Source organism: Streptomyces sp. NPDC020875, assembly GCF_040641415.1.
In the GTDB taxonomy this organism is placed as follows: domain Bacteria; phylum Actinomycetota; class Actinomycetes; order Streptomycetales; family Streptomycetaceae; genus Streptomyces.
This window is the reverse complement of sequence record NZ_JBFADP010000079.1, coordinates 13,078-27,736: the sequence shown is the minus strand read 5'-3', so window position 1 is coordinate 27,736 and position 14,659 is coordinate 13,078. Positions and strand designations below refer to the sequence as shown.

Genomic DNA, 14,659 nt, shown 5'->3' with positions numbered 1-14,659 from the left:
CAACGCCGGCAGGACACCCATCACGCCGTCCGTCGACGCCATCCCGCACACCACCAGATCGAACCCGGCCTTCTCCACCGCCGACGCCACCACCAACGACGTCCCCATCACATCCGAACCATGGATGCCGTCGTCCTCGACATGGATCCCCGCGTCCGCACCCATCGACAGCGCCTTGCGCACCGCCTCCCGCGCGTCCTCAGGACCCACCGTCAGCACCGTCACCGACGCATCCCCGCCAGCAGCCTCCGCGATCCGCAGCGCCTGCTCCACCGCGTACTCGTCCAGCTCCGACAACAGACCGTCCACACCCTCACGATCCACCGTCAGATCATCCGCGAACCCCCGATCACCACTCGCATCGGGCACATACTTCACACAGACAACGATCCTCAAGCTCACGACGGCTCTCCTACGTGCAGCGGCCAATTCCGTGGTGTCCCCGGCCAGCCGGGGGGTTCGTCCCGCGAGGCAGCATATGTGCCCGCGGCCGGGGTGGCCGGTCTTCGGCGACCGACTCCCCGAGGCAGATATTACTCACGAGTACGTATCTCACCCTACCCCTGAGCAAGCGCTTGGAACTGTGACCTTGCCGACGCCGCGCGGAGCGGGCCCGACCGCCCGCGCCGCCCCGCCGCATGTGCCGCCGAGGCCGTATGAGTCAATGGGCGGGCAGCGGGGCGTGACGAGAATCTCGCGCTCCGGACACGCCGGGACTGGTCAGACCGGCGCGTATGGGGCACGATCGGCCCAGCACCGAAAACCTACGGATGCGTAACTTCCACCGGGAGAACCCTCCCCGGGTACGACAGAAGGGTCATCTCCCGATGGCTGAGCTCGTCTACCGGCCGATCGTCGGCGCCGCCCGCACCATGTTCAAGGCGCTCGATCTGAAGATCGACACCCAGGGGGCACACCACATCCCGCAGACCGGCGGGGCCGTCCTGGTCAGCAATCACATCGGCTATCTGGACTTCATCTTCTCCGGCCTGGCCGCCCTGCCCCAGAAGCGGCTGGTGCGCTTCATGGCGAAGGAGTCGGTCTTCCGGCACCGGATCGGCGGCCCCCTGATGCGGGGGATGAAGCACATCCCGGTGGACCGGCAGAAGGGCGAGGCGGCGTATCAGCACGCGCTGGACGCACTCCGTTCGGGCGAGATCATCGGGGTCTTCCCGGAGGCCACCATCTCCCAGTCGTTCACCCTGAAGTCGTTCAAGTCGGGTGCGGCCCGGCTGGCGCAGGAGGCGGGCGTCCCGCTGATCCCGATGGCCCTGTGGGGTACGCAGCGGCTCTGGACGAAGGGCCGTCCGCGTAATCTGCGGCGCAGCCACATCCCGATCACCATCCGGGTGGGCGAGCCGATGGAGGCCCCGGCCGACCAGTACGCGGGGGCCATCACCCGGCGGCTGCGGGAGCGGGTCGAGGAGTTGCTGGAGGCGGCGCAGCGGGCGTATCCCGTACGGCCGAAGGACGCGTCGGACACCTGGTGGGTACCGGCCCATCTGGGCGGTACGGCCCCGTCCCCGGCGGAGCTTCGCGAGGCGCGCTGACGCCGCGCGGCAGGGACATCCGGGTGCGCCCGGTCCGGCGACGGGTTCGCCGGGCCGGGCGCGCCGCGTTCAGCGGCCGGGTTCGCGGACGGTGATCCGGGCGCCGGGGCTGACCTTCGCCAGGGATTCGGCGAGTTCGGCGCCCGCCGCCGCCAGTTCGGCGGCGGTCATGGGGTCCAGCGATTCCAGCAGGAAGACGGCGTCGACGGTGTCTTCGGTGAGCCGGGTCCGGGGGCCCTGGCGCCAGTTCCAGCGGCGGCAGGTGACGCCCTGGTCGTCGCACCAGACGACCTCGCCGGGTTCGGGGTGTTCGACGGTCTCGGCGCCCGCGGCGACGGTGGTGAAGGGTTCGTCGCCGACGGCGCGGACCAGCCGCATCGAGCCGCTGATCCGGTCGAGGTCCTCTCCGCCGACCGGGATCAGATGCGCGACGCTGATCGCGTTGTAGACGTCGACCAGGCGGTTGATCCTGGGGAGTCCGCCGTCCGCGAGGGCGCGCTTGGCCAGCGCCTCGGCGGAGTTGCGGGTCCGGGAGGGCTTGGCGCCGAAGGCGGTGTACACCTCGCGCCAGGCGGCCATATGGGGGTCCTCGTGGGGTGCCCGGCCGTCGAGGCGTTCGGCGAGGCGGCGGGCCGCTTCGCCGAGCAGGGCGGAACTGTGGTCGTCACTCGGTCCGTTGACCAGTCCGTGCGCCTCGATCGCGAGATGGGTGAAGCCGGGCGCGAGGGCGGAGACCTCGTCGGAGACGGTGAGTGTGAGCGCCATGCGGTTCCTCGTCACAGTGCGGTGGGGAGCGTCCTACAGAGGGTTTCCCGGTCGGGCGCGGCCTTGAGGGCGGCGAGCACCACCGGGTGCGGTGCAGCATACAGGACCGGATAGTCCATCTCGTTGGACTCGGGATCGACGGGAAAGGCCAGCCGCTCCTCGTCGAGGGAGAACCGGGCGTCGACGCCGGGCTTGTTGCCGCGCGGGTCGATCCGGGACCAGTGGTCGCGTCCCGGCAGACGCAGGGCGACGAGTCCGTGCACCACACCGAGGTTCTGGTAACAGAGGGCGGCCGGTATCCCCTCGGCCCGCAGCAGGGCGGCGAGGGCGTGGGCCTTGGCGTAGCAGATACCGGTCCGGGCTTCGAGCACATCGGAGGCGCGCCAGGTGACCCGGGGGTCGTCGGTGTCGATGGAATGCGTGACGGCGTCCCGGACGAACTCGAAGGCGGCCCGGGCGTATGCGTATGCGCCGGGATTGTCGCGGCGCAGCCGCCCGGCGGTGGCGCGGACCACCGGATGTTCGTGGTCGACGGCCTCGTCGGTGGCCAGATAGGCGGAGCTGTCGGCCGTCTGCTGGATGAGTTCCATACGGGTGACGATAAGGAGGGCGGCCGACCGGAGTCCAATGATTTTCCGGTCGGCCGCATATTTATACGTACCGCGTGACCGTACGGCCGGGTACGGGGGCGGAGGGGCGCCTCAGCGCGCCAGCTCCTCCTTGAGCGCCTGGACGAAGGAGTCGACGTCGTCCTCGGTGGTGTCCCAGGAGCACATCCAGCGGACGTCGCCCGCCGCCTCGTCCCAGAAGTAGAACCGGAAGCGGCGCTGGAGCCGCAGGCTGACCTCGTGCGGCAGCCGGGCGAAGACCGCGTTGGCCTGGACCGGGTGAAGGATCTCGACCCCGTCGGCCTGGCGGACGCCGTCGGCGAGCCGCCGGGCCATCGTGTTGGCGTGCCGGGCGTTGCGCAGCCACAGATCGCGGGCGAGCAGTGCCTCGAACTGTACGGAGACGAAGCGCATCTTGGAGGCGAGCTGCATGGACAGCTTCCGCAGATGCTTCATATGGCTGACCGCGTCCGGTTCGAGGACGATGACGGCCTCGCCGAGCATCATTCCGTTCTTGGTGCCGCCGAAGGAGAGCACATCGACGCCGACGGCGTTGGTGAAGGTCCGCATGGGGACGTCCAGGGACGCCGCCGCGTTGGCTATCCGGGCGCCGTCGAGATGGACCTTCATCCCCCGCTCGTGGGCGTGCTCCACGATCGCCCGGATCTCCTCCGGGGTGTAGACCGTGCCCAGTTCGGTGTTCTGGGTGATCGACACGACCTGGGGCATCGCCCGGTGCTCGTCCTCCCAGCCCCAGGCCTGCCGGTCGATCAGCTCGGGGGTGAGCTTGCCGTCCGGGGTCTGGACGGTGAGCAGCTTCAGTCCGCCCATCCGCTCCGGCGCGCCGCCCTCGTCGACATTGATATGGGCGGTGTCGGCGCAGATCACCGCGCCCCAGCGGTCGGTCATGGCCTGGAGCGCCGTGACGTTGGCGCCGGTGCCGTTGAAGACCGGGAACGCCTCGGCGGTGGGGCCGAAGTGGCTGTGCATGATCCGCTGGAGGTGTTCGGTGTACTCGTCCTCGCCGTAGGCGACCTGGTGGCCGCCGTTGGCGAGGGCGATGGCGGCGAGTACCTCGGGGTGGATCCCGGCGTAGTTGTCGCTGGCGAAGCCCCGTACGCCGGGGTCGTGGTGGCGCCTGGCGGCCGTCGGGGAGGTCTTCACGGGCGGGGCGTCAGCCACAGGCGCTGTCCATTCACATCACTGGCGGACCGGTCCCAGACCCCGGTGACGGCCTCGGCCAGTTCCGTGACGTCCGTGAAGCCCGCGAACTTCGCGTTCGGGCGCTCGGCGCGCATGGCGTCGTGCACCAGAGCCTTGACCACCAGGATCGCAGCCGCGGCCCGGGGGCCGTCGTCGCCCCCGGCCTTGCGGAAGGCGTCGGCGAGGGCGAGGGTCCATGCCTCGGCGGCGGCCTTGGAGGCGGCGTAGGCGGCGTTGCCCGCGGTGGGGGCGCTCGCCCCGGCGGCGCTGATCAGGAGATACCGGCCGCGGTCGCTCCGGAGCAGTCCGTCGTGGAAGGCGAGGGAGGTGTGCTGGACGGTGCGGATCAGCAGCCGCTCCAGCTGGTCCCAGTCGGCGAGGCTGGTCTCGGCGAAGGAGGCGCTGCCGCGCCAGCCGCCGACCAGGTGGACCAGGCCGTCGATCCGGCCGAACTCGCGCTCGGTCTTCTCGGCCCATTCCCGGGTGGCGTCGAGGTCGAGCAGATCGACGGTGTCACCGGTGACGGTGGCGCCGCCGTGGGCGTAGCGGGCGGCGTCGACGGCGGAGGCGAGCCGCTCGGGGTCGGCGTCGGCCCCGACGACGGTCGCCCCGGCCTCGGCCAGCCGCAGCAGGGCGGCGCGCCCGGCGGGGCCGGCCGCTCCGGCGACCGCGACGACGGCACCTTCCAGCGGGCCGTTGGAGTTCTTCATCCCGGTCGCCTCCTCGATGCGATGGGTCACGCGGCTGCTCCGGAAGCGGTGCCGTCGGCCACCGGGCCGTTCGCGGTGATGCCCCGGGTGGTGGCGATCACCTTCTTGAGCTTCTTGGACAGCGCCTCATAGAACATGCTGAGCGGAAACTCGTCCGGAAGCACGTCGTCGACCAGCTTGCGGGGCGGCTGGGAGAGGTCCAGGGCCTCGGGGCCCTTGGCCCAGCGGGAGCCGGGGTGCGGGGCGAGATAGCGGGAGACCAGCTCGTACGCGGCGAACCAGTGGACCAGCTTGGGCCGGTCGATGCCGTCGCGGTAGAGCTGCTCGATCTCGGCGCAGAGCTGGTTGGTGACCTGCGGCGCCCGGTCCCAGTCGATCTTGAGGGTGTTGTCGGTCCAGCGGACCACGTCGTGCTGGTGGAGGTAGGCGAAGAGGAGCTGGCCGCCGAGCCCGTCGTAGTTGCGGACCCGCTCACCGGTGACCGGGAAGCGGAACATCCGGTCGAAGAGTACGGCGTACTGCACGTCACGACCCTGCGGGAAGCCGTCGGCCTCCAGGCGTACGGCCTCCTTGAAGGCGGTGAGGTCGCACCGCAGCTCCTCCAGGCCGTACATCCAGAACGGCTGGCGCTGCTTGATCATGAACGGGTCGAACGGCAGGTCGCCGTGGCTGTGGGTGCGGTCGTGGACCATGTCCCAGAGGACGAACGCCTCCTGGCAGCGCTGCTGGTCGCCGACCATGGCCCGGATGTCCTCGGGCAGCTCCAGGCCGAGCACGGCGACGGCCTCGGTGGTCACGGCGCGGAACCGGGCGGCCTCGCGGTCGCAGAAGATGCCGCCCCAGGTGAAGCGCTCGGGGGCCTCGCGGACGGCGATGGTCTCGGGGAAGAGGACCGCGGAGTTGGTGTCGTACCCGGCGGTGAAGTCCTCGAAGGTGATCCCGCAGAACAGCGGGTTGTCGTAGCGGGTGCGCTCCAGCTCGGCCAGCCACTCGGGCCAGACCATGCGCAGGACGACGGCCTCCAGGTTGCGGTCCGGGTTGCCGTTCTGGGTGTACATGGGGAAGACCACGAGGTGCTGGAGGCCGTCGGCCCGGCCGGCGGCCGGGTGGAAGGCCAGCAGGGAGTCGAGAAAGTCCGGCACCGCGAAGGCGTCGTCGGCCCATTTGCGGAGGTCGGCGACGAGGGCCCGGTGGTAGTCGGCGTCGTGCGGCAGCAGCGGGGAGAGTTCCCCGACCGCCCCCGCGATCCGCTCGACGGCGGCCTCGGCCTCGGCGCGGGCGGGGGCGCCCTCGGCGTCGAAGTCGATCGAGCCGTCCTTGGACTGCCAGGGCCGGATGCCCTCGACGGCACTCTTGAGCCGCGTCCAGGCCGGGTGGTCCACCACCCGGTCGGCAGTGGATATGGCCGCCCCGGCGGCGTCCTGCACAAGAATTTCCGTCATGTCACTTCCTCCACGGGAGAACCTCGCGTCAAGACACCGTATCCAGGGGTCCTTCTTCGAGACAAGTGAGCCCTATGGAAATTATCCTGCGCACCTTCATGAACACCGAAAGGTTTACGGCCCACGACCCCGGGCACGGCGACTTCCCTCGGCGTGATCACCCACAGGAGCGGTCCCCCGCACTCGTCCGTGCACGGACGGTTCCCTCCTGGGTACGGAACATTAGGCTGCGCCCTGCCGGGCGGCGTCCTCGGGCAGCCGCGCGGGATCCGCCGTCGACGGAAGCGAGAGAATCTTGACGTTCCTCACCATCGGTCATCGCGGGGTCATGGGCGTGGCGCCGGAGAACACCCTGCGCTCCTTCATCCGGGCGGAACAGTCCGGTATGGACGCCATCGAGCTGGATCTGCATCTGAGCAAGGACGGCGCGCTCGTGGTCATGCACGACGCGGACGTGGACCGTACGACCGACGGGCGCGGGCCCGTCGCGGAGAAGACCCTCGCCGAGCTGAGGGAGCTGGACGCGGGCGACGGCGAACGGGTACCGGTCTTCGACGAGGTCGTCGACGCGGTACGGAGCCCGCTCCAGGCCGAGATCAAGGACGTGGCGGCGGCCCGGGTACTCGCCGGGGTACTGCTCCGCCGCGATCTGGCCGGGCGGGTCACCGTCTCCTCGTTCCACGACGACGCGGTGGCCGAGATCGCGGCGCTGGTGCCGGGGGTGCGGACCGTACTCATCGCCGGTCGCTGGGGCGGCGACATCGTGGACCGGGCCAAGGCGGTGGGGGCACACTGGCTGGCCCTCGACATCCGCCGGCTGACCCTGGAGACCACGGAACGGGCCCACGCCGAGGGTCTGCGGGTACTGGGCTGGGTGGTCAACACCCAGGCCCAGCTCCGGCTGGCCCGCGCACTCGAACTCGACGGTGTCACCACCGACTTCCCCGAGATCCGCCGCACCGGCCGGTTCACGGCCTAGAAAAGGCGCCGGTCGGGGCCCGCGAGGGTCGCAGGCCGCGCTCAGCCGAGGGGCTTGACCAGCCGTTCGAAGACGAGGTCGGGGCGGCGCGGGAGGCCGAAGCGCTCATTGCCGTACGGGAAGGGCGACAGCTCTCCCGTACGGCGATAGCCGCGCCGCTCGTACCAGGAGATCAGGTCGTTCCGCAGGGAGATCACCGTCATCTCCATCGCGACGGCGCCCCACTCCCGGTGCGCCAGCCGCTCAGCCTCGGTGATGACCACACGGCCGACCCCGCCGCCCTGGAGACCGGGGCGGACCGCGAAGAGCCCGAAGTAGGCGATGTCACCGCGCCGTTCGAGCTGGAAGCAGGAGACGATCCCGTCGTCCGCCGCGCCGGTCACGGTGACGAGCCGGCTGTCGTCGCGCGCCATCACGTCCCGGATGCCGTCCGCGTCGATCCGCTGTCCGCCGATGATGTCCGCCTCGGTGGTCCAGCCCCGCTCCACCCCGTCGCCGCCGCGGTACGCGGCCTGGATCAGCGCGGCCAGTTCGGGGACGTCGGACGGCCGGGCGTCCCGGAAGGTCAGATCACCGGGGGTGCGCGGCGGTGCGGTGCTCATGGGAACGGTCTCTCCCGTCTCGACGGCCGCGGCCGGGACCGGTCGCGCGGGTGCCGGACAGCGTACGCGGCACGGCCCCGGCGGCATACGGGGCGGGAACGGCCCGGAGCCCGCCCGCCGGGCGGTGGTGCCGAGGGCCCGGCGGCATCCCCGGACGATCGCCGGGAGAGGCCGGGAAGACCGTGGCGTGCGTCACTTTGCCGTCCGGGACGATCCCCGGGCCACCGGGCCCTCATAGGCTGAGCCCATGCTGGTCTCCCTCGTGCTGCTGTCGCTCGGCGCACTGGCCGCCGTCGTGGCGCCCCGTCTGGTGGCGCGGGCCGACTGGCCGGAGCGGGAACCCATCGTGGCGCTCTGGGTGTGGCAGTGCGTGGTGGCGGCGGTACTGCTGTCGTTCACGCTCTCGATGACCTTCAGCGCGGCGGCGGCCTGGCAGCTGGTCCGGGGGCGGGTCTTCGCCCCGGCGCCGCAGGCCGTGGTGGAGGCGTACGCCCTGGGCACGGGCGGCCCGTGGGCCGCCGTACTCGCGATACTGCTGGCCTGCGGCGGGCTCTGGTCGGCCGCGATGCTGACCCGGGAGATCCGGGGCGCCCGCGCCCAGCGGCGACAGCGACGGCGCGAGTTGCAGGTACGGTCCCCGCTGCTGCCCGGCGAGGAGACCGAGGGCGAGCGGCTCGTGGTGCTGGAGGGCGACCGGCCCGGCGCCTGGTGGCTGCCCGGGGCCGCGCCCCAACTGGTCATCACCACCGCCGCGCTGCGCAGGCTGAAGGGCCGTCAGCTCGATGCCGTACTGGCGCACGAGCAGGGCCACGCCCGGGCCCGGCACGACTGGCTGCTGCATGTCTCGGGGGCGCTGGCGACCGGGTTTCCGCAGATCCCGGTCTTCGCGGCGTTCCGGGACGAGATGCACCGGCTGGTGGAGCTGTCGGCCGACGACATGGCCTCCAAGCGGTTCGGACGGCTCACGATCGCCCTGGCCCTGGTGGAACTGAACGAGGAACGCGGAGTGTTCGGGCCCTGCCCGCCGCAGCACGACCATCTCCCCCAGCGGGTGAACCGGCTGCTGGCGGCGACGCCCCGGCTGGCCCCCGTCCGGCGGCTCCGCCTGACGGCCGCCGCCGCGCTCGTGCCGGTCGTCCCGGTCCTGGTGGCCTTCGTCCCCGCCCTGCGCGCCCTGAGCTGACGCCCCTTTCCCGCCATTCCCGCCATTCCCGCCATTTCGGCGGACCGGTCGGCGGCAGGGGCGCGGACGCGCCGCCCGGGTGGCGTACCGGCCGAGTCGGGGACCGGTGTGACGAATTCCGTACGACGGGATGGCAGTGGTCGGCTCCTACCGGGAAGATCACCACCATGCCTTCCCCCGGAACCGCTCCCCCCGGCCCCGGCCCTTCGGTCCTGTCCCGTCCGCCCGAACCACCACGGTTCGGCGGCGCCGCCCGAGCCGGGCTCGTTCTGCTCGCACTCTCGGCGCTGGTGCTGTGGCCGGTCGCCGCCGCCTGGTCGCCGTTGATCGACTTCGACCGGTCGGTGGCCGAGTCGCTGCACCGACGGGCCGTCACCGAACCCGGTCTCGTCCACGCCAATCGCATCCTCACCGACTGGGTCTGGGACCCCTGGACGATGCGGCTGCTGACCGCCGTGGTCGTGGCCTGGCTCTGTTGGCGCCGCGCGTGGGCGGTCGCGCTCTGGCTGGCGGCCACCGTCGGTCTCGGCACCGTGCTCCAGCAGTCGGTCAAGGCGGCGGTGGACCGGGACCGGCCGGTCTGGCCCGACCCCGTCGACTCGGCGCACTACGCGTCCTATCCCTCCGGTCACGCCATGACGGCCGCCGTGGTCCTGGTGGTGCTGGCGTGGCTGCTGCGCCGGTACGGGACGCGGGGCCGGGCCTGGGCGGTCGTCGTGACCGTGGTCGCGGTCTCCGTCGTCGGGGTGGGCCTGACCCGGCTCTATCTCGGGGTGCACTGGCCCAGCGACGTACTCGGCGGCTGGCTGATGGGGGTGGGCTGGGCGCTGCTCGCGACCGCGGCCTGTCCCTGGATCGAGCGGCGGCTCGGGTCTCCGGAGGACCTCGGACGGACGTGATACCGGTATCGCGGTGACCGCGGCGGCCGGGCCGGGCGATCCCCCGCGTCGCCCGGTCCGGCCCCCGCTCCCGCCGTGACCGGCCTGACGGCCGGACGAGGGGTTGCGCTGAGTATATTGGCCGGAAGCCAGTCAACGCAGGAGTCCAGGATGAGCCCCCGGAGCGCATCGGTCAATGAAGAACTGCGCAGGCGTTCGCGCGAGCGGCTCCTCCAGGCCACGGTCGACCTGGTCGGCGAGCGGGGGTACGAGACCACGACACTGGCCGATATCGCGGACCGGGCGGGCGCGGCCCGCGGTCTGGTCTCGTACTACTTCCCGGGCAAGCACCAGCTCCTCCAGTCGGCCGTGCACCGTCTGATGCACCGCACGCTGGACGAGGCGCTGCGCCGGGAGCCCCGGACGGACGACGGGCGCGAGCTGCTGGCGCGGGCCATCGACGCCGTCATCGGCCTGGCGGTGCACCGGCCGGTACTGATGCGGGCGCATATGTCCGGGGTGCTGCAGGCGGAGGGGTTCGTCCAGTGTCCCGAGCAGCAGCGGCTGGCGGCGCTGCTGCGGGGCGCGGTGGAGCGGTACGGGTCGGCGGCGCCGGCCGCCGACTATCCGCTGCTGCGGGCCCAGCTGATGGGCGCGGTCTTCGCGATCGTGCTGCCGGGCGCGCCGATGGCGCCCGAGTTGCTGCGGTCCGAGCTGTTCCAGCGGTACGGGCTGGAGTGGGAACTCGGTGTCCCGCCGGGTGCGTTGCCGCCCCGGCGGGACACCCCCTGACCTTTGTGATCGCCGGGTCCGTACCGTGTCATGGCCTCCGGCCGGAGACTACGGTCGTCCGCGGGGATCGTCCGTCAGGGTTTGTCAGTCGTCATCGTCGTCATCGTCGTCGTGGCGGTCGAAGTAGTCCGGCTGCGTCTGGACGTTCAGCTCGTGCAGTCGCACCTTCTTCGCCGGGTCGGTCCGCCTGTCGTTGATCTTCAGGACGTCCAGGCCCTTCGCCATGTCGTTCGAGTAGACGTATCCGTTGTAGTAGTACGCCGACCAGGTGCCGCCGCCGACCAGGGTGTCGACGGAGAGCGGTCCGCGCTCGAAGTAGCCGATCTCCTTCGGCTTCGACGAGTCGGTGAAGTCCCAGAAGGAGACACCGCCCTGGTACCAGGACTGGACCATGATGTCGCGGCCCTTCACCGGGATGACGGACCCGTTGTGGGCCACGCAGTTCTCGGTGGCGGCCTGGTGCCGCGGGATCTTGTAGTAGCTGCGGAAGACCAGCTTGCGCTTGTCGCCCTTGCCGACGAGGTCGTAGATGCCGTTGGCACCCCGGTCGGGACCGATCTCCGCGTTGCAGGTGGCGGCGCCGCCGCCGCCCAGCTCGTCGGTGAAGACGACCTTGTCGGTGTCCTGGTTGAAGGTCGCCGAGTGCCAGAACGCGAAGTTCACATTGTCCTGGACCTGATCGATGACCTTGGGCTTCTCCGGATCCTTGATGGAGAAGAGGATACCGTCACCCATGCAGGCACCGGCCGCCAGGTCCTTCGACGGGAGCACGGTGATGTCGTGGCAGCCGGTCGTCTTGGAGACGCCCGGGTTGGTCGGACCACCGGGGTTGCCGCCGCCGTCGGGGCCGCTGCCGGGGAAGAGCACTGGGAAGCCGATGACCTTCGCCTGCTCGGGCGCCTTGCGGGGCACCTTGATGATGGAGATGCCGTCATGCGGCGGCTGGCAGTCGGGGAAGGCCGCGTTCGGCGAGTACGAGGAGACGTACACGTAGATGTTGCGGCGCTCCGGGACCAGGGTGTGGGTGTGGGAGCCGCAGGCGGTCTCGACGGCGGCGACGTACTTCGGGTTGCGCTTGTCGCTGATGTCGAAGATCTTCACGCCCTCCCACGAGTCCTTGACCGTGGCCGACTGCGACTTGCTGCTGCAGGAGTTGTCGCTGCGGGACGAGTCGGTGGACAGGAAGAGCAGGTTGCCCTCGACGGAGATGTCGTTCTGGCTGCCGGGACACAACACCTGCGAGACGGTCTTCGGGGAACGCGGGTTGGAGATGTCGTAGACGGTGAAGCCGTCGTAGTTGCCCGCGAAGACGTACTTGCCCTGGAAGGCGAGGTCCGAGTTGGTACCCCGGAGGGTGTCCTTCGGGATGTTCGCCAGATGCTGGACGTTGGCGCTGTGGACGATCTCGTCCACGCCGGGTATCTCGCCGCCGGCGATGGCGGCACGGGCCTCGGCCTCCTGGCTGTTGGTGGCCTCCTTCTTGACCGGGGCGTCCCCGGGGTCCGGTGTGGCGGCGGCGGGTGCCGCCGTCAGCAGCGCGGCCATCAGCCCGGCCGCGGCTGCCGCCACGCCCAGACGTCTGCGCCGTACGCGCGCGGTGCGGAACAGGGTCACTGCGTCCTCCCTCGTCTCCGTTCGGATCGAACGGTTCACACACCACGGAAGTATTGTGCCTAGCATGCGCATTTCAATAGATGGCAACACACCCGTCACGAAAGTTTTTGATCATTAACCCGGGGAACTGTTCGAAACGGCCCCCCTCGTCCCCAAGTGCCCCCAGGAGGTCCCCGTGTTGAACCACCGCCCGGCAGCGCGTATCCGCAGATCCGCCGCCCTGGCCCTGGCCGCCCTGGTCGGCGCGCTCGCCCTCAGCGCCTGTGAGTCCGGCGGTTCGGACGGCCACGGCGGATCCGAACACCACGGCAAGAAGGCGGACTCCGCGCCGGTCGCCTCCCCCTCGGTCACCGCGACGGGCTCCGTGGTCGCTCCGGGCAAACCGGGCGAACCCGCGAAGACCCTGACGCCCGAGCAGGCCGTGAAGGCGCTGCCCGACGACAGCCCGAACTCCGCCGACTTCAGCTATGCGGAGATGATGATCGAGCATCACGCCCAGGCGCTGACGATGACCGCCCTGGTCCCGGACCGCGCCTCGTCCACGCAGGTCAAGCGGTTGTCCGAGCGGATATCCGCCGCGCAGAAGCCGGAGATCGCGGCGATGGAGAGCTGGTTGAAGCGGTTCGCCGCGCAGAGGCCGAAGGACGGCGGACACGGCGGCGGGCACGGCGGGCACGACACCGCCGACGGTATGCCGGGGATGGCCACCGACGCCCAGCTGGCGCAGTTGAAGGCGGCGAAGGGGGCGGCCTTCGACGAGCTGTTCCTCAAGCTGATGATCACTCACCACGACGGTGCGGTGACGATGGCGGCCGAGGCGCTCTCGGACGGGCGGAACACCCTGATCCAGGAGATGGCCAATGACGTCATCTCACAGCAGTCGGCGGAGATCGGCCGGATGCGGAAGATGTGATCCGGCGCGGGCGGCGGCCGGGCCCGGAGGGGACGACGGCCGCCCTGCCCTGCGGCGGAGGGCGAGGGGGGTGGCGGCGTGACCCGGAGGCGCCCTCCGGGTCCGGGAGCATCCCCGGGCCACCCGTACGGGCGGGGCGCGGCACTCGCGGGGCGGGTCGGCACACTCTCGATCACCCCCGGCTTGACCTGCGGTGACGCCGCTGCGGAGGCCGCTGTCAGTGGCTGGGTGCACACTGGCCCGTATCCATGACGAAGGCGTCGGGAGGAGCGGGCATGTCCGAGGTGCTGCTGGTCGTGGGAACACGGAAGGGGCTGTTCACGGGCCGCCGCCGGGGCGGCCGGTGGGAGCTGTCAGGGCCGTTCTTCCCGGCCCAGGCGGTGTACGCGGCGGCGATCGACACCCGTGGTCCCGTACCGAGACTGCTGGCGGGCTGCGACAGCGCGCACTGGGGTCCGTCGGTCTTCCACTCCGACGACCTGGGCGCGAGCTGGGTGGAGCCGGACCGGCCCGCGGTGGCGTTCCCCCAGGACACCGGGGCATCGCTGGAACGGGTGTGGCAGCTCCATCCGGCCACCGGCGGCGACCCCTCGGTGGTGTACGCGGGGACCGAGCCCGCGGCCCTGTTCCGCTCGGTGGACCGGGGGGAGAGCTTCGAGCTGGTCCGCCCCCTGTGGGAGCATCCGACCCGGTCGCGCTGGGAGCCCGGCGGCGGCGGGGAGGCGGTGCACACGGTCGTCACCGACCGCCGCGACCCGGCGGCGGTGACGGTCGCGGTCTCGACGGCCGGGGTCTTCAGATCCCGGGACGGCGGGGCGAGCTGGGACCCGTCGAACGACGGGGTGTCGGCGGTCTTCCTGCCCGATCCGCACCCCGAGTTCGGCCAGTGCGTGCACAAGATCGCCCAGGACGCGGGCGATCTCGACCGGCTCTATCTCCAGAACCACTGGGGCGTCTACCGCAGCGACGACGCGGGCGGTCACTGGACGGACATCGGGGCGGGGCTGCCGTCCGACTTCGGTTTCGCCGTCGCCGCCCATCCGCACCGGCCCGACACCGCCTATGTCTTCCCCATCACCGCGGACAGCGACCGGGTCCCGGCGGACCGTCGCTGCCGGGTCTTCCGGACCTCGGACGCGGGCGCCGGCTGGGAGGGCCTGTCGGCCGGGCTGCCCGAAGGGGACCACTTCGGGACCGTACTCCGGGACGCCCTGCGGACCGACGACGCCGACCCGGCCGGGGTGTACTTCGGCAACCGGAACGGCGAGTTGTACGCGAGCGCCGACGACGGCGACAGCTGGCGGCAGATCGCCGCCCATCTGCCGGACGTGCTCTGTGTGAGGGCGGCGGTCGTGAACTGAGGACGATCCGGGCGCGCACCGGAGACGAGCGGCCACGGGCCCGGCGGAACGGCTGTCGC

The 14,659-nt window shown here is 71.2% G+C and carries 14 protein-coding genes and 1 pseudogene; 7 read left to right on the top strand and 8 right to left on the bottom strand.

Annotated elements, in window-relative coordinates:
* Window positions 1-402, bottom strand: a pseudogene (locus AB0G74_RS31565) (electron transfer flavoprotein subunit beta); the annotation flags it as partial.
* A gap of 425 nt (window positions 403-827) precedes the next feature.
* Here AB0G74_RS31565 and AB0G74_RS31560 point away from each other — a divergent pair.
* A complete protein-coding gene (locus tag AB0G74_RS31560) occupies window positions 828-1,550 on the top strand; it encodes a lysophospholipid acyltransferase family protein (protein ID WP_361153290.1) in 723 nt (240 codons plus the stop codon).
* 69 nt (window positions 1,551-1,619) lie between these two features.
* Here the strand turns inward: AB0G74_RS31560 and AB0G74_RS31555 are convergent, their stop codons facing one another.
* From AB0G74_RS31555 to AB0G74_RS31535, 5 genes are all read right to left on the bottom strand, one after another.
* The gene (locus tag AB0G74_RS31555; protein ID WP_361153287.1) at window positions 1,620-2,315 is read right to left on the bottom strand and encodes a phenylalanine--tRNA ligase beta subunit-related protein; all 696 of its coding nucleotides are present in this window, start codon (window positions 2,313-2,315) and stop codon (window positions 1,620-1,622) included.
* An 11-nt stretch (window positions 2,316-2,326) separates the two neighbouring features.
* Window positions 2,327-2,905: a transglutaminase domain-containing protein gene (locus AB0G74_RS31550; protein ID WP_361153284.1), complete on the bottom strand. Its 579-nt coding sequence runs from the start codon at window positions 2,903-2,905 to the stop codon at window positions 2,327-2,329.
* A gap of 111 nt (window positions 2,906-3,016) precedes the next feature.
* The gene (locus AB0G74_RS31545; RefSeq protein ID WP_361153281.1) at window positions 3,017-4,105 is read right to left on the bottom strand and encodes a low specificity L-threonine aldolase; all 1,089 of its coding nucleotides are present in this window, start codon (window positions 4,103-4,105) and stop codon (window positions 3,017-3,019) included.
* Window positions 4,084-4,836: an SDR family NAD(P)-dependent oxidoreductase gene (locus AB0G74_RS31540; RefSeq protein WP_361153298.1), complete on the bottom strand. Its 753-nt coding sequence runs from the start codon at window positions 4,834-4,836 to the stop codon at window positions 4,084-4,086. Before AB0G74_RS31540 ends, AB0G74_RS31545 begins: the two co-directional genes overlap by 22 nt.
* 26 nt (window positions 4,837-4,862) lie before the next feature.
* A complete protein-coding gene (locus tag AB0G74_RS31535; RefSeq protein WP_361153278.1) occupies window positions 4,863-6,278 on the bottom strand; it encodes a DUF6421 family protein in 1,416 nt (471 codons plus the stop codon).
* 328 nt (window positions 6,279-6,606) lie between these two features.
* Between AB0G74_RS31535 and AB0G74_RS31530 the strand changes: the two genes are divergently transcribed.
* A complete protein-coding gene (locus tag AB0G74_RS31530; protein ID WP_361153295.1) occupies window positions 6,607-7,257 on the top strand; it encodes a glycerophosphodiester phosphodiesterase family protein in 651 nt (216 codons plus the stop codon).
* A 41-nt stretch (window positions 7,258-7,298) separates the two neighbouring features.
* Here the strand turns inward: AB0G74_RS31530 and AB0G74_RS31525 are convergent, their stop codons facing one another.
* Window positions 7,299-7,859, bottom strand: a complete 561-nt coding sequence (locus AB0G74_RS31525) for a GNAT family N-acetyltransferase (RefSeq protein WP_361153275.1) — start codon at window positions 7,857-7,859, stop codon at window positions 7,299-7,301.
* Between the two features lie 247 nt (window positions 7,860-8,106).
* On the opposite strand from AB0G74_RS31525, the gene AB0G74_RS31520 reads away from it, so the two are divergent.
* From AB0G74_RS31520 to AB0G74_RS31510, 3 genes are all read left to right on the top strand, one after another.
* Complete coding sequence (locus tag AB0G74_RS31520) at window positions 8,107-9,042, top strand: M56 family metallopeptidase (RefSeq protein WP_361153273.1); 936 nt, start codon at window positions 8,107-8,109, stop codon at window positions 9,040-9,042.
* 167 nt (window positions 9,043-9,209) lie between these two features.
* Window positions 9,210-9,941, top strand: coding sequence for a phosphatase PAP2 family protein (locus tag AB0G74_RS31515; protein WP_361153270.1), 732 nt, complete (start codon window positions 9,210-9,212; stop codon window positions 9,939-9,941).
* 150 nt (window positions 9,942-10,091) lie between these two features.
* Window positions 10,092-10,712 (top strand): helix-turn-helix domain-containing protein, encoded by a 621-nt coding sequence (locus AB0G74_RS31510; RefSeq protein WP_361153267.1) that lies wholly within the window; start codon window positions 10,092-10,094, stop codon window positions 10,710-10,712.
* An 84-nt stretch (window positions 10,713-10,796) separates the two neighbouring features.
* Here AB0G74_RS31510 and AB0G74_RS31505 read toward each other — a convergent pair whose 3' ends face one another.
* Window positions 10,797-12,257, bottom strand: a complete 1,461-nt coding sequence (locus tag AB0G74_RS31505; RefSeq protein ID WP_361153292.1) for a hypothetical protein — start codon at window positions 12,255-12,257, stop codon at window positions 10,797-10,799.
* A gap of 244 nt (window positions 12,258-12,501) precedes the next feature.
* On the opposite strand from AB0G74_RS31505, the gene AB0G74_RS31500 reads away from it, so the two are divergent.
* A complete protein-coding gene (locus tag AB0G74_RS31500) occupies window positions 12,502-13,239 on the top strand; it encodes a DUF305 domain-containing protein (RefSeq protein WP_361153264.1) in 738 nt (245 codons plus the stop codon).
* A gap of 275 nt (window positions 13,240-13,514) precedes the next feature.
* Window positions 13,515-14,600 (top strand): exo-alpha-sialidase, encoded by a 1,086-nt coding sequence (locus AB0G74_RS31495; RefSeq protein WP_361153262.1) that lies wholly within the window; start codon window positions 13,515-13,517, stop codon window positions 14,598-14,600.
* The last annotated feature ends 59 nt before the right edge of the window (window positions 14,601-14,659 follow it).

Excerpts from the sequence above, each read along its gene's own strand:
- AB0G74_RS31560 (WP_361153290.1), top strand. The coding sequence starts at position 828 with ATGGCTGAGCTCGTCTACCGGCCGATCGTCGGCGCCGCCCGCACCATG.
- AB0G74_RS31555 (WP_361153287.1), bottom strand. The coding sequence starts at position 2,315 with ATGGCGCTCACACTCACCGTCTCCGACGAGGTCTCCGCCCTCGCGCCC.
- AB0G74_RS31550 (WP_361153284.1), bottom strand. The coding sequence starts at position 2,905 with ATGGAACTCATCCAGCAGACGGCCGACAGCTCCGCCTATCTGGCCACC.
- AB0G74_RS31540 (WP_361153298.1), bottom strand. The coding sequence starts at position 4,836 with ATGAAGAACTCCAACGGCCCGCTGGAAGGTGCCGTCGTCGCGGTCGCC.
- AB0G74_RS31535 (WP_361153278.1), bottom strand. The coding sequence starts at position 6,278 with ATGACGGAAATTCTTGTGCAGGACGCCGCCGGGGCGGCCATATCCACT.
- AB0G74_RS31530 (WP_361153295.1), top strand. The coding sequence starts at position 6,607 with ATGGGCGTGGCGCCGGAGAACACCCTGCGCTCCTTCATCCGGGCGGAA.
- AB0G74_RS31525 (WP_361153275.1), bottom strand. The coding sequence starts at position 7,859 with ATGAGCACCGCACCGCCGCGCACCCCCGGTGATCTGACCTTCCGGGAC.
- AB0G74_RS31520 (WP_361153273.1), top strand. The coding sequence starts at position 8,107 with ATGCTGGTCTCCCTCGTGCTGCTGTCGCTCGGCGCACTGGCCGCCGTC.
- AB0G74_RS31515 (WP_361153270.1), top strand. The coding sequence starts at position 9,210 with ATGCCTTCCCCCGGAACCGCTCCCCCCGGCCCCGGCCCTTCGGTCCTG.
- AB0G74_RS31510 (WP_361153267.1), top strand. The coding sequence starts at position 10,092 with ATGAGCCCCCGGAGCGCATCGGTCAATGAAGAACTGCGCAGGCGTTCG.
- AB0G74_RS31505 (WP_361153292.1), bottom strand. The coding sequence starts at position 12,257 with ATGGCCGCGCTGCTGACGGCGGCACCCGCCGCCGCCACACCGGACCCC.
- AB0G74_RS31495 (WP_361153262.1), top strand. The coding sequence starts at position 13,515 with ATGTCCGAGGTGCTGCTGGTCGTGGGAACACGGAAGGGGCTGTTCACG.